Raw genomic sequence first — 14,225 nt, 5'->3', positions numbered from 1 at the left:
GCAGCAGGTTGATATGCAGATCCGACTCGCCAATCCCCGAGGTTTTTGTGCCGGCGTGGACCGCGCCATTGAAATTGTAAACCGGGCGCTGGACGTGTTCGGAGCGCCTATCTATGTAAGGCACGAAGTGGTCCACAATAAATTCGTGGTGGATAATCTGCGCAACCGTGGTGCCATCTTCGTGGACGAGCTGAACGAGGTGCCAGACGACACGCTTGTTATCTTCAGCGCCCACGGCGTCTCCCAGGCAGTGCAGAATGAAGCAGCGCGCCGTGGCCTGAAGGTCTTTGACGCGACTTGCCCGCTGGTCACCAAGGTCCACCTGGAAGTCATGCGCTACAGCCGCGACGGTCGGGAGTGCGTCCTGATCGGCCACCATGGCCACCCGGAAGTGGAAGGCACCATGGGACAGTACGACCACAGCAATGGTGGTGAGATTTACCTCGTGGAAAACGAGGAGGATGTTGCCAACCTCGAAGTCAAAGACCCCGGCAAGCTCTCCTACGTGACCCAGACCACCCTGTCCATGGACGATACCGCCAGGGTCATCGACGCTCTTCGTGCAAAGTTCCCGGACATCCAGGGCCCGCGCAAGGACGATATCTGCTACGCCACCCAGAACCGTCAGGACGCGGTAAAGCAATTGGCTGGCGACTGCGATCTGATGCTGGTGGTGGGCTCGCCGAACAGCTCTAACTCCAATCGTTTGCGGGAGCTGGCGGAGCGGATGGGCACGCCTGCCTATCTGATTGATGAGGCTTCCCAGATTGACGCCGCCTGGCTGGAAGGCAAGACCTCTGTTGGTGTTACCGCTGGCGCCTCTGCGCCCGAGGTTCTGGTAAACGATGTGATTACTCGCCTGCGGGAGCTTGGCGGCAGCGTTCCGGAAGAGATTGCCGGGCGTGAGGAGAATATTGTGTTTTCTATGCCGCGGGAGTTGCGGATTGATGTGGTCAACGTCTAACGGAAGACGTTGTTCACCCTCCCTGCGATTCGCTATTACCTCCCTTTCTGCCAGCGGCTCCCTTTCTGAAGGGTGCGCTCCAAACTGTGAGCCCTCTCACACCTTTCACTCCTGGTGACCGTTCATTCGAGTCAAAAAGCCGCTCGTCGCAATTCGATGTGATTCAGTTTGGCGAAGCCTTAGTCTATTTCATGAAATACCATAAAGGGGACTGAAGGCATGAAGCCAGCGAATTCAGGATTCACGCTGATCGAATTAATGATCGTTGTTGTGCTGATTTCAATTATCGCAACCGTTGCGGTGCCTGGATTTCAGTCCATGATCGAGTCCAGCCGGTTGACGTCAACGGCTAATGGCACCTTGGGGCTTCTGAACTACGCACGGTCGGAGGCTGTGAAGCGAGGTGAGCCTGTTCAGGTTCAGGCGAGAGCCGGAGGTTTGCAAGAGGGTCTTGAAGTTCGCTTGGTATCAGGCGACTCAAGTGATGACCCTCTGAGGGTAAGCGATCCTATGCCTGGTGATGTCACCCTGTCAGTGCCTTCCCCGGGTTCTCTTCCCATGGTGTTCAGCGGCAGGGGGGAAAGGTTGGGGGATGATAATGTCACCTACCGTGTTTGCCCGGGGAATGGACGTCCTGGTGTCGATATTGTCGTAAACCGGGGTGGCCAAGCCAGCCGATCTAAGTCTGAGCCGGGTTGTTCTTGAGAAATTGAGAGGGTGGCATGGAACATCACAAGCAGGTGGTGGATATGAGAAGAAAGCAGAATGGTTTGAGCATGATCGAAGTGCTGGTTGCGGTGCTTGTTCTCGCTATTGGTCTGCTCGGAGTTGCCGGCATGCAGACGGTCTCTATGCAGCAGACACAGGGCGCGGATAAAAGATCAGTTGCAGTGCTGCACCTGCAAAGTATTGCCGATGAGATCAGATCAGAGAAGTCGGTGGGCGACAAGTCGGCATGGGAGGCTGCGCTCAAGAAGGATCTCGGCGAGGAAGCGAAGCTCGAGATTGATTCCAATTCTGTTGGTATTTATCGCGAGGCCATTATTAAGGTCACGTGGAAAGGTCGATCATCGATCTGGGATAACGCCTCGAGTGGAGGAGACAGCGAAGATCTCTCGAGCAATACCTTTGATTTGACTGTGAGGTTCTTGCCATGACGGTCAACGTCGCTCTTAAAAAACGTCAGCTAGGTTTGTCAATTGTCGAGCTTATGATCGCGTTACTCTTGGGCTCGCTTTTGGTGGGGGGGCTTGTCCAGATACTAACGTCTAACGGGCAGGCCTTTCGTATGGCCGAGGCTACAGCGCGAACCCAAGAGTTTGGCAGAATTGCTTCCGAAATGATCAGCCGTGAAGCGCGTGGAGCTGGTTACTTCGGGTGTAACTCTGAGCAGATGGTAAATAACCTGGACGTTAATCCGGACGATGACGAGTACAACTGGGATCCTGGAGCAGGTATTAGTTCTGAAAGCTCTCTTCGCCCTGCAGCCGCTCTCGTTGGAACCGATTTTATCTTTTTCAGTGGCCTGGATTCAGGTGGCCTCGAGATTTCCGCCAGCGCGCCGCCAACAGCGGCCTCAACCAAGGTGCGGAGTCGGGGCGGTGCTGGTCCGTCAAGTTTCCTCAGTGACGGCGACATAATTGCCATTTCTGACTGTCAGGGCGCAGATGTCGTTCAAATTTCGAACATAAATGGCGAAGACGGCGACCTGGAGGTGACGTTGGTGACGAATAGCGGTACTGGATCTCCAGGGAATGATTTCAGTAGTAACATCTGCAGCAACACTGGAAATACCGGCGCAGGAAACAACTGCCTTTCAAACGACTACGGTATTGGGGCTCAAATTCTCAAACCGTATGATCGGACCTACTACATTGGCACAAGCAATACGACTGGTGAGCCGGCCTTGATGATGCGTGAGTTGCGCAATGGTGCACTCCAGACCCATGAAATGGTTGAAGGAGTAGTGGATATGCAGGTCCGATACGGTTTGTCGGCTGACAAGATGCAGGCGGTCGGTCGCTGGGAGGATGCCGACGCAATGGGTGCCGACGAATGGGAGCAGATAAGGGCTGTGAACGTAAGTCTGCTTGTTCGAGGCGGGCCAGATAATGTGTTTGAAGATCCGGCTTCGCTTTGCTATCCGACGTGGACAGATTGCACGAGCGGGAACAGCTTTACGGCGCCGGATGGTGATAAGCATATGTATCGTGCCTATGAGTTTACTACCAATGTCCGAAACAGGTCGAACTGACGGGGGCCCTATGATGTACAGGCAAAAGGGCATAGCCCTGTTAATGTCTCTCATAATTCTTCTCGTTTTGTCGCTTTTGGCGACCTCTTCTATGCAGAATTCTGTAATGCAGGAGCGTATGTCGAATTCCAGCAGGGAGGGTCTCATTACACTTGAGGCTGCAGAGGCGGCGTTGAGGGAAATTGAAGACAACCTTGAAGGCCTGAATAGCCTTGAGAATTTTGGCGAGGTTAACGCTGACGGAGATAGCTACACCAAAAACCCGGCGAATGGTTGGCATTACGCAGGATTGGCTCCGCCCGTACTAGATGATGCTACCTGGGAAAATGATGAATTGGTTTTGAAGGCAAATCCGGTGGATGGCCTGGAGCCCAGTTATTTCATCGAATATTTAGGTCGGGTATCTGTGCTGCCCGGGGCAACGGGCGATCGCACTGTTCGAAATCTGAATTTTGAGGGGACTGGTGATGCCTCCGGTGGTGGCGGCGCAGCGGGACCGGGTGACTCGGAAATGTCCATTCAGGCAGAATCCATGCGTATTGTTGTCATGGCAAATGGTCCCTCCGGGCAAAGCCGAAAGATTATCGAAAGCTATTACTTTATCAGCGCCAACAATATTGAGTCTTCTGAAGGATGAGGGTGGCAGCTATGTTCCGATTGTTAAGAGTCCGGATGTTCTTACTTGGCATGACTATGATCTTCCCTGTCTCGGGTTGGAGCGATGTGAACTTTTCCCAGAAGCCTCTAATGGCAGGTGGAGGGGTCGATCCCAATCTGATGTTCCTGCTCGATGATTCGGGCTCCATGCGCTGGGGGTTTATGCCCGACGGTTTAATGGGTGGAAGATACTTGGGGGATTGCAATGATGCAGTTACCTACGGAAGCAATACTTATTGTGCGTTGAATGTCGGCAGTCGTCCTTACCTGCTTAGTCCAACGTACAACAAGCTCTATTATAATCCAGCCGTGACCTATGCTCCCCCGTTGAGAGCGGACGGCGAGAGTATGCCTAGCGCCAATTCTTTCAGTGCTCCGCTGAATGGCTTCGATCCAGGGTCGTCAACTGTCAATCTGGATGCTAACTATCGGGCGATCATGGATGACTACTACTGGTATGGCCGAGCAAACGGATATTGGCGTTATGGCTTTACGATAAGCCCCTATGCTAATGCAACAAGAGCATTCTATTACGAGTGGAAGAACGGTTGTGGCAATTGGGAAAGCATAAATTGCTACAACCAGGTCACGATCAGCGGTGCGGCAGACAGACAAAATTTTGCCAACTGGTTTTCTTACTATCGCACTCGGGAAATGGCTGCAAAATCAGGTATCGGTTCAGTCTTTGCTGACAAGGATCTCAGTAAACAGTTTCGTCTGGGGTGGGGGGTAATAAACCGCGGCAGAAATAACGTTGACGGCGCCAGCAATGTTCGTGCTGTCGAACAGGGCGTTCGTCCTTTCCTTGATGATGATGACAAAGGCATAAATGGAGTAAAAGACGATTTCATTTCATGGCTTTATGGAGTCGATTCCACAGGGTCGACGCCATTGCAGAGAGCTCTTGAAGGCGCAGGGCAGTATTACGAAAGAAGCAAACGAGCCTGGTTGGACGATCCGTCTGCGTCAGAAGGGACGGGCAATGTTGCAAGACAGTGCCGCATGTCGGCCACCATGCTAATGACGGATGGGTACTACAATACCGGTAATGGGTTTGATCCTGATCTGAACAGCTATGCAGATGATTCGGATGGTCCTATCATAACAAATGACGATGGTGCCGAAGCTCAATTTAAAGCAGAGGAACCGTTCAGTGACGGCCGAACTGGGCGGATCACGCTTGGAGATATCGCAGCACATTACTGGAAGCGGGATTTGAGGCCAGATATTGACAACTATGTCCCTGTGATCAAGGGAAAGAACAACGAGGGAGAGAGGAAGGTTATCGGCAACCCTGCGTTTTGGCAGCACATGATGACCTACGGCATTGGTTTTGGTGTGGAAGGGACTGTATCCAGGGATGAGGCCATGGATGCAGTGTTTAGCGGTGAAAATCTGGACTGGTGGGCTGGTAATGAAGAGGAAGACAAAATCAACGACCTCTTACATGCTGCAATCAACAGCCGGGGTGATTTTTTTAGTGCTGCTGATCCAGAAACCTTCCGAATTGAACTTGGAAGATTGTTGACGGCATTTTTCGATACAACGGCGTCTGCTACCGGCCTGGACTTTAACGTTGCCACAATTGAGGAGGAGGGAGCTCTTGTCTTTTCTAGCTCCTTTGAATCCAACGGCTGGGCCGGGGATCTTGTGGCTAGTACCTATGGAACAGGTAGTAATGGTCTTCCCCAGGAGGAAACCGGCAACGAAAACAAGGGTTGGTCAGCGAGAAGTGTTCTTGAATCTGCTGTGCCGGACAACCGCACCATCCTGACCTGGGATGGCTCCGACGGCCAGCCCTTCCGTTGGGGGTCGCTGACAATGGCTCAAAAGGCGGACCTGAATTCCGGCGCCCCGTTGCTGGGGGAGCAAAGGCTGGAGTACTTGCGCGGTAAAAGCAAGTCAGAAATAGCCGCATCCGATCCCGATGAGGCGAAATATTTCCGGGATAGGACTTATCGACTAGGTGCAATAGTGAACTCCACGCCGCGTTACGTTGGGGTGCCCGATTCAGGCTGGCCAAATGACATGCCGGGTGCCAGCAAGTACTCGGAGTTCTACAACAGTAACCTTGATAGAACCCCTGTTGTGTATGTCGGTTCCAATGATGGAATGCTGCATGGGTTCCGCGCAACAGACAATGATGCGGGCGGTGGTGAAGAGTTGGTTGCCTACGTTCCTTCATTTGTGTTCTCGGCTGAAGCAGAAAAAGGGTTGCATTATCTGACTGAGCCTGATTATGACCATCGTTTCTATGTCGACCTGAATCTTGAAGTGGTGGATGCTTTCATAAAAGGTCGAGGTAAAAACGGAAACGTGAGTGGTAGCCAGGCTTGGCGAACCGTTCTGATTGGCGGCGCGAGAGCCGGTGCAAAAGGCATCTTTGCTCTGGATGTAACAGATCCCTCGTTTACCGAGGATACTGCAGCGCAACATGTCCTCTGGGAGTTTTCTGCAGAAGATGATGATCGACTTGGCTATCTCATTGAGCCGCCAGAAATAGCGCTCATGGATTGGGGAAGTGGACCTCGTTGGACTGCCTTCGTACCCAATGGTTACAACTCAGGCAGCAGCTCCTCTGGATTCTTTATGCTCGATATTGAAAAGGGCCTAGATGGCTGGGATCCAGGCGATTACATGTACCATGAATTCGACGCTGGCGGTGATGGGCTATCTCCCCTAACACTTATTGATGCTAATGAAGACTACATGGTTGATCGTGTATATGCGGGTGACCGAGATGGTAATCTCTGGGTAGCTGAGATTTCCGAAGGTTCTCCAGCAAATGCTTATACAGGGGCATACTTCAAAGCTGATCAGCCGATTACTTCAGCGCCCGCGGTGGCACTGTCTGTTGATAGCGGTAAAGATCCCGATTTGATGATTCTATTTGGAACTGGCCAGCATCTGGAAACCGCTGATAACGCGGACACCAGCCAGCAGTATTTTTACGCCGTCCATGAAACGTCTGATGCGGCACCAGCGCTGACTGTAAATGACCTTGTCGAAATCAACGTTACCGGTACGGGGTCGCAGCGCGAAACAGAAAACAAACGCGTGGATTATGAGAAGAATCGAGGGTGGTATACACCGCTTCCTACATCTGGTGAGCGAGTTGTGAATTACCCAATCATCCGGGGGGAATATGTCTACGTTAATACACTGATTCCGGGGTCCGATCCATGTATGGGAGGAGGATACGGCTGGGTAATGGGATTCGAGATCGTGAGAGCAGAGAATACAACCCCGGTGTACAGAGCGTTCAAAAACCTTGACGAGAATGGTGCCGGTATAAAAGTTTCCAGCACACCGTCTCAACTTGCGACTTGGGGCAACTTACTCACATACGGAACTGGCACAGGTGGGGCGGGCTTTACTGAGTTAGATCCATTTGATGATGTGCTCGGCCGCCGAGGCTGGAGGGAAATCACAGAATGATGAACTCAACGTGTTCAGAGTGGGGCCGCAACCGCGGCTTTACTCTCATCGAAGTGATGATCGTCGTGGCCATCATAGGCATTATAGCCGCGGTCGCTTATCCGTCTTATCGACAGAACATCATGTCAACGCACAGAGCGAATGCGCAAGCTGATTTAATGGAGCTTGCGCAGTGGATGGAGCGAAAGTACTTGCAGCAAAATTATGACTACACTGGCGGTGGTACGCCTACATTGCCACAGACAAAGTCTCCCGAGTCGGGTGCCGCAATGTATAACCTCACGCTCAGTGCCGTTGCCAAGAATAGTTTTACTCTGGTTGCCACTCCAGTGGGTGGGCAAACCGATGACCGTTGTGGAACGTTGACGCTTGAGCACACGGGAGAAAAGAAAGCGGCTGAGTCGGATTGTTGGTGAAGTTGAATAAGCTCATTTTGCTCTCAGCATTGTAGTAGCTTTCCGTTGGCTTTGTCAGGGATACCGTCACCATTGGTATCCTTGGCAATCCGAATTGTGCCTCCTTTTCTGATTACAAAGTGTACGGCTTTTTTTGCGTTTTTGTCGTCAGGGCACCAGGTTATGTTGCCAAGATCGCTGAGGATCCTCCCGTCAGGACGGTACTGGAAGAAGCTCCTATGCAATGAGGCTGCCTTCAGGAAGCCTCTCTTGGGAGGCATCAGAACATGTACGATTTGGTCCCTGTTGGATAATTTCCGTTTGTTTGCTGGATCCTTGAAAAGCGTCAGCGGTTTCTTCCAGTCTTTTCCGCAAGTTCCGCTTTTCGTTAGTGGACATAGGGTGAGAATGGTACCTGTGACTACCGAGCGCTCCCGACCCATGGAAAGAAAGCCCAGAATGTCGTTAGCAACGACCTTCCTCTGAGAGTTGTCAAGGAGGTTTTGGGTTGCAGGTAAAGCGATGGTGGCCAGTGCCATGATTATGACGATAACAACCGCCAACTCAATCAGGCTAAACGCCTGCTGAGACTTCTTCGATTTGATCATCCGTGATACTCCAGTTGGCTTTCATCCTGAAAGCGATTGATATGAAGATCTCTTGAGTGAGGCAAGCAGGTTTACAAATGATTGTTCCAAAAAATAGTAGATCGCGTGCCAAATCTTTGTGAGAAATATCTCACTCCATACCCAGTTTTTTTAATCGGTATCTAAGTGCCCGAAAACTAATCCCCAACCGTTTCGCAGCAGCCGTTTTGTTCCACCGCGTCGCGTCAAGTGCCTTTTCAATTGCCTGCCGCTCAATTTCCTCGAGGTATCCTTCCAGATCGATTTTACCATCAGGCACAGCGATCTGCTCTCCCTCACCAGATTGTCCTTCCGCAATGATCTGTGTGGCGGAGGCTGCATGCTGTACGCCATTCCCCAAGTGGAGATCGTCAGTGCCAATTTGGTCGGCGTCGCAAAGGGTAAAGGCCCGCTCCAATACATTCTCTAGCTCCCTGACGTTGCCGGGAAAATCATAGTCTCTCAGCCGTTCGACGGCCTTTGGCGTTAACGAGGCGGGTGCACATTCATATTCATTCGCAATCCTCTCAAGAATGTGATGTGCAAGCAGGGGAATGTCATCAGGTCTCTCTCTCAAGGGCGGTACAATTAGCTCGATCACATTAATTCGGTAGAAAAGATCCTGACGGAAGCTGCCTTCCTGAACCAGTTCCGGCAGGTTCTTATGGGTGGCACTCAGTACCCGGATGTCCACGGGCACCTCTTTGGTATCGCCAACCGGACGAACTGCCTTTTCCTGGATAGCCCGGAGCAGTTTCACCTGCATGGCAAGGGGGAGGTCGGCCACTTCATCAAGGAATAAGGTGCCGCCGTTGGCCGAACGGAACAAGCCGTCTTTATTCTCCACGGCTCCGGTAAAGCTGCCTTTCTTGTGGCCGAAGAATTCGCTTTCCATCAGCTCTGAGGGAATCGCGCCGCAGTTAACCGCGATGAATGGTCCTTCGCGGCGGGGTCCCTGCAGATGGATCATTCTGGCAACCAGTTCCTTACCGCTGCCGGACTCGCCGCTGATAAAAACGGGCGCCTGGCTTCTGGCCAGTTTTCGGGTCTGGTTACGGAGTTTGCGTATCTCTGGCGATTTACCCAGTAACAGGCCTGGCTCGTCGGCTGTATCTTCTGTGTCTGCCTTTGGCTCGGCTAATTTGAGGGCGCTATTGACCAACTCCCTTAAACGGGGCAGTTCCACCGGCTTGGATACGAAATCAAAAGCCCCGGCTTTGAGAGACTCAATCCCAGTATCCATGTTGCCGTAGGCTGTAATCACAGCAACAGGCGTGGCGGGAGAATGCTTCTGAATCCACTGTACGAGTTCGATGCCGTTACCGTCTGGCAGGTTCATGTCGGTCAGGCAAAGATGGGTGGTGTTTTGTTCCAGCAATTTTCGGGCGCTCGTGAGATCAGGTGCCTTGAGCGTGGTTATCCCCATCCGTGTGAGGGTGATCTCAAGTAGATCCCGGATGTCCGGTTCATCATCAACGATCAGCGCTGTGTATGTGGTCATCTTTTTATCGTCGGTTCCATGTTGTTGTTCAAGCGCTCAATATCCACTTGTGCCGGTTCAGATCATTCGCCCCGGGTGGGCAAATGTAATGCGAAAACAGCAGCCGGGCTTGTTATCTTCTACCAGAGAAAGGTGCGCCTGATTAGCCTCGCACAGTTCCTGAGCCAGATAAAGCCCGAGCCCGGTGCCCGCCTTATCTGTGGTAAAAAATGGTTCGAAGACCGAGCTTCTGTGTTCCGGCGCGATGCCCGGGCCCTGGTCGCGCACGTCGATAAATGCGCGCTCACCGTCCTCGGTTGCTCCAGCATGGATGCCGATCTTCCGCTGTCCTGAGTGCTGTTCACTGTAGCGTAAACCGTTATCGCAAAGGTTCACCATTACCTGTTCAATCTGGCTCTTGTCGAACCGGGCTGGCGGCAGTTGCGGTTCGATTTTCAGAACGATGTTGGCGGCGGTGCAGTCCTCGTCCTGCGTTTGCAAGAAATCTTCCCGAAATTCCTGGAGCCAGGGAGCCACTTCGATCAGGTCGGCATTGGCTGCCCGGCGCCTGGAAAGATCCAGTACATTCTCGATGATGCCATTCACCCGTCGAGAATGGCGTCGGATGATTGCCAGCATCTGACGGTCACCGGGTTCGAGGTTTGGGGATTCCTCCATGAGTTGAGCCGCGTGGCTAATTGCCCCCAACGGATTACGGATTTCATGGGCGATGCCGGCAGTCAGACGGCCCAGTGAAGCCAGCTTCATCTGCTGCGCTTGCTGGGTCACCTTGCTCATGTCTTCGATAAAGACGAGGATCTGGTCGCCTCGCTCCTGGTCAAGTTGGGTAAAGTTGGCTTGCAGTAGCGGCGATGTGGAGGAGGGTTGGAAGGGTTCGATGCGCTGTGTCGGCTCCTTCAGCCATGCCTCCAGACCCAGCTTGAGTGGCTTGGGTAGCATTGTCGTCCTTTCTTTAGTCGGTGCGGAGGCTTTCGAGCGGCCGTATAAAAGCTCATCGGCGGCTGCGTTGGCAAGTCGGATCTGGCCGAAACGATCCAGCACCAGAATACCGGTCCGCATGCGCTGAATGATTTGTTGATTGATCTTCTCAAGTTCAGCGATGCTTCGGGCTCTGCTGATGGCCAGGGCTTCACTGCGCATCATTCGACGGGAGATGCTTTGCAGGACGAAAGCCGCTGCAAAGTAAAGGATACCCAGAGATCCTGCACGAACAATATCGTCACCCGATTCTTTGAGTGTCAGGAATGCCCAGCCTGAGATCCCGAGGGAGCATATGGCGGCGAGAGCTGCATAGAAGGTTCCTATGCGACTCGGAGTCAGAATATTGCCTGCCGCTACGGAAACGATCACAAGGTTGGCCAAGCCATTGGTGATGCCTGTGCTGGCGAGCAGCAGGCCATGCATGATGAGAATATCCAGCAGGATAGAAAGAGTGATTTGCCGCTGATTGGGTCGAAATCCGGCGAACAGTAAAAGTGCGATAAAAGCATTCAGGCTTAAATATGCAGAGACGCCGCCCTGGTAGTAAGCCAAAAAGCGAAAATTCATATCAAAATTGACAGGGTCGATGAAAAGCAGGCCTGCCAGGATCAGGCTGATTACTAAGCGATAATGATTGTAGATTCTGAACAGCTTTGCTTGCTGTACGCCGGATGGTGTTGAAGGGGGCTTGCCGAGCGTTTCGGCCGACTGTGCTGGTGTATCTGCTGCCATGAGTTACAGGGATCCGCTGTTGATCGGAAGAAATCCATGCCTATGCGGGGTTATAATAGCCTTTTCATGGCAATGAGTTACAGGAGCCGATTTATGTCCGTGTCCGGAAACCAGGCAGCGACCGGGGCGTCAGCCAGAAAACTGCGGGTGGTGATGGCCCAACTGGATTTTCTGGTGGGCGATATACCCGGCAACACCGAGCTTATCCTTGAGGCTGCCCGTCGGGCATCGTCCGAGTATCAGGCGGACATTGTGGTTTTTCCCGAGCTTTGCCTGACCGGCTATCCGCCGGAGGATCTGCTATTGCGCCCGAGCCTGGAAGTCCGGGTCAACGAAGCGTTGGAAAGACTGCAGGCGGAAAAGCTGGATCCGGTGATTGTTATCGGTGCTCCTCTTCGCCATGGCGCGCTGCTGTACAACGCGGCGGTGGTCATTGATGGAGGCGAAATCACCGGTCGGTACTTCAAACGTTTCCCGCCCAACTATCAGGTGTTCGACGAGAAGCGTTACTTCGCCGAGGGTCGGGATGTCCTGACTCTGGATATCCGGGGCGTTCCGGTAGGAATTACTGTATGTGAAGATCTCTGGAAAGAAGGGCCGGTGGAGGACTGCGCCGCTGCAGGCGCCCGCCTTATCCTGAACCTGAATGCCTCGCCCTATGACATCGACAAACAGGCGCGCAGGAAGGCATTGCTGGAGCGGAAGTCCCGGGAGAATCTGGTCAGTATCGTGTACGTGAACCTGGTGGGCGGCCAGGACGAGCTGGTTTTTGACGGTGGCTCCATGGTGTTCGACCATTCCGGTGTGCTCACTGCAGAAGCTCCGCAGTTTGGCGAAGGCCTTTATCCGGTCGACTTCCTATGCGAGCACCATTGTCAGCCAGTATCCCAGCCCTTGCCGGAAGAGCCTTCGCTTGAGGCCAATGTCTACAGCGCTTTGGTGACCGGTGTTCGGGATTACGTCAACAAGAACGGATTCAAATCCGTGGTTCTGGGGCTCTCAGGGGGTATCGACTCGGCCGTGACTCTGGCTGTGGCAGTGGATGCCCTGGGCAAGGAACGGGTCCGCGCAGTGATGATGCCGTTCCGCTACACCTCCAGTATGAGCCTTGAGGATGCTGAGGCCGAGGCGGTGGCGCTGGGTGTGCAGTACGATGTGTTTTCCATTGAGCCGATGTACGACGCCTTCATGGAAACTCTGTCCGGGCCCTTCGAGGGCACCAAGCCCGACACAACTGAGGAAAACCTGCAGGCGCGTCTGCGCGGTGTTTTGCTGATGTCCCTGTCCAACAAGTTCGGGTCGCTGGTGCTGACCACCGGGAACAAGAGCGAGATGGCGGTGGGTTACTCAACCCTCTATGGGGATATGGCTGGCGGCTTTGACGTCCTCAAGGACGTGCCCAAAACCCTGGTATTTCGCCTGGCCAAATACCGCAATACGCTTTCGGAGGGAGAAGTCATCCCTGAGCGCGTAATCACCCGCCCGCCGTCGGCAGAGCTCGCGCCGGACCAGAAAGATGAAGACAGCCTGCCCGGGTACGACGTGCTCGATCAGATTTTGAATCTTTATGTAGAAAGGGATTTCAGTGCCGATGCGATCGTTGCCGAAGGATTTGATCGGGTCGATGTTGAGCGGGTGATACGTCTGGTGGATGTCAACGAATACAAGCGTCGGCAGGCGCCGATTGGTGTCCGGATTACCGAGCGAGGATTTGGCAAGGACCGGCGGTATCCGATAACTAACGGTTGGAAGAGTGGGAAGTAGCCAACAGATATCGGGGTCAGTTGAACATTTCAATTGACCCCGATTTCAGCTCTTATTCGTCGCCCATCAAACCAAAGGTGACAACGTTAGTCAGTGAGCGGTTTTCACCTTCCAACAGGTCCACCTCAAACTCACCGGCGTCATTGAAGGCTTCACTTTCCGGGAAATTGGTGCGAAGCATGGCGATCGCGTCCTGTGACCCTTTTTTCAGTTCCAGGAAGCGAAAGGTTTCTGCAAGGATAATCAGTGCCTCTTCGGTTACAGTGGCCGTCGGGTAATTCTCGATGATGTACCGCGCCCGGTTGTTGGCAGCTACGTAGGCCTGACGTTTGACGTAGTAACGCGCTGCGTAGAGCTCCAGCTCGGCCATGCGATTGCGTACCGCGATCATTCGCTGGCGGGCATCCGCGACGTACTGACTGTCCGGATAGCGGTTCAGCAGCTCGGAAAAGTCCCGGAATGACTGCAACTGCTCGCCCGGATCCCGGGCCGCTACGTCGATCGGGAAGTAGCGCGCCGCGAGCCCGATGTCCAGATTATAGGAAGCCAGGCCGCGCATGTAGAGCGCGTAGTCTGCGTGGTCGCTTTGAGGGTTGAGACGCAGAAACCGATCGGCGGCCGCGCGGGAGCCTTCAAGGTCCAGGTTCTGGTAACGAGCATAGATCAGATCAAGCTGAGCCTGTTCTGCATACCGGCCAAAGGGATAGTAGGTTTCCAGAGAATCCAGGTTTTGCTCGGCCTCATTGAAATTGCCAGAGCTCATGGCCTGTCGGGCGTTTTCATAGTAGGTCTTCTCCGGAAGCACTTCTTCCTGCTTGTTGGAGGCGCAGGCACTGACCAGAACAACCAGCGTGGAAAGTAGCAGTAAACGAAGACCTGATCTCATTCCGGAATCCCGTATAATGTCGATTAA

At 53.3% G+C, this 14,225-nt stretch carries 11 protein-coding genes; 7 read left to right on the top strand and 4 right to left on the bottom strand.

The genetic code is table 11. The features are described from left to right. Positions 1 to 13 precede the first annotated feature (13 nt). The 6 genes from ispH (at position 14) to ABNF92_RS06690 (ending at position 7,729) form a co-directional block, all read left to right on the top strand. The gene (ispH, locus tag ABNF92_RS06715; protein WP_349343783.1) at positions 14 to 964 is read left to right on the top strand and encodes a 4-hydroxy-3-methylbut-2-enyl diphosphate reductase; all 951 of its coding nucleotides are present in this window, start codon (positions 14 to 16) and stop codon (positions 962 to 964) included. 722 nt (positions 965 to 1,686) lie between these two features. Then, complete coding sequence (gene pilV, locus ABNF92_RS06710) at positions 1,687 to 2,121, top strand: type IV pilus modification protein PilV (protein WP_349343782.1); 435 nt, start codon at positions 1,687 to 1,689, stop codon at positions 2,119 to 2,121. Then, positions 2,118 to 3,218, top strand: a complete 1,101-nt coding sequence (locus tag ABNF92_RS06705) for a PilW family protein (protein ID WP_349343781.1) — start codon at positions 2,118 to 2,120, stop codon at positions 3,216 to 3,218. Before pilV ends, ABNF92_RS06705 begins: the two co-directional genes overlap by 4 nt. Then, entirely contained in the window at positions 3,154 to 3,855 is a 702-nt protein-coding gene (locus tag ABNF92_RS06700; RefSeq protein WP_349343780.1) for a PilX N-terminal domain-containing pilus assembly protein, read from the top strand. Before ABNF92_RS06705 ends, ABNF92_RS06700 begins: the two co-directional genes overlap by 65 nt. A 50-nt stretch (positions 3,856 to 3,905) precedes the next feature. Next, complete coding sequence (locus tag ABNF92_RS06695) at positions 3,906 to 7,313, top strand: PilC/PilY family type IV pilus protein (RefSeq protein ID WP_349343779.1); 3,408 nt, start codon at positions 3,906 to 3,908, stop codon at positions 7,311 to 7,313. Beyond that, positions 7,310 to 7,729 carry a type IV pilin protein gene (locus tag ABNF92_RS06690; protein WP_349343778.1) on the top strand — a complete coding sequence of 140 codons (420 nt, stop codon included), beginning with the start codon at positions 7,310 to 7,312 and terminating at the stop codon, positions 7,727 to 7,729. Before ABNF92_RS06695 ends, ABNF92_RS06690 begins: the two co-directional genes overlap by 4 nt. Positions 7,730 to 7,752: 23 nt before the next feature. Here the strand turns inward: ABNF92_RS06690 and ABNF92_RS06685 are convergent, their stop codons facing one another. The 3 genes from ABNF92_RS06685 to ABNF92_RS06675 all read right to left on the bottom strand — a co-directional run bounded on the left by ABNF92_RS06685 (position 7,753) and on the right by ABNF92_RS06675 (position 11,548). Continuing rightward, positions 7,753 to 8,316, bottom strand: a complete 564-nt coding sequence (locus ABNF92_RS06685) for a GspH/FimT family pseudopilin (protein WP_349343777.1) — start codon at positions 8,314 to 8,316, stop codon at positions 7,753 to 7,755. Positions 8,317 to 8,446: 130 nt separating this feature from the next. Further along, entirely contained in the window at positions 8,447 to 9,835 is a 1,389-nt protein-coding gene (locus tag ABNF92_RS06680; protein ID WP_349343776.1) for a sigma-54 dependent transcriptional regulator, read from the bottom strand. 57 nt (positions 9,836 to 9,892) lie between these two features. Further along, the gene (locus ABNF92_RS06675) at positions 9,893 to 11,548 is read right to left on the bottom strand and encodes an ATP-binding protein (protein WP_349343775.1); all 1,656 of its coding nucleotides are present in this window, start codon (positions 11,546 to 11,548) and stop codon (positions 9,893 to 9,895) included. 93 nt (positions 11,549 to 11,641) lie between these two features. Between ABNF92_RS06675 and ABNF92_RS06670 the strand changes: the two genes are divergently transcribed. Continuing rightward, entirely contained in the window at positions 11,642 to 13,312 is a 1,671-nt protein-coding gene (locus tag ABNF92_RS06670) for an NAD+ synthase (protein WP_349343774.1), read from the top strand. A gap of 52 nt (positions 13,313 to 13,364) precedes the next feature. Here the strand turns inward: ABNF92_RS06670 and ABNF92_RS06665 are convergent, their stop codons facing one another. Then, complete coding sequence (locus ABNF92_RS06665; RefSeq protein ID WP_153634737.1) at positions 13,365 to 14,198, bottom strand: outer membrane protein assembly factor BamD; 834 nt, start codon at positions 14,196 to 14,198, stop codon at positions 13,365 to 13,367. Positions 14,199 to 14,225: the final 27 nt, after the last annotated feature.

The sequence above is a fragment of the Marinobacter sp. MMG032 genome (assembly GCF_040112695.1).
Lineage (GTDB): Bacteria > Pseudomonadota > Gammaproteobacteria > Pseudomonadales > Oleiphilaceae > Marinobacter > Marinobacter salsuginis.
Note: the sequence above shows the minus strand (reverse complement) of the source record. Positions and strands in the feature narration are given on the sequence as shown.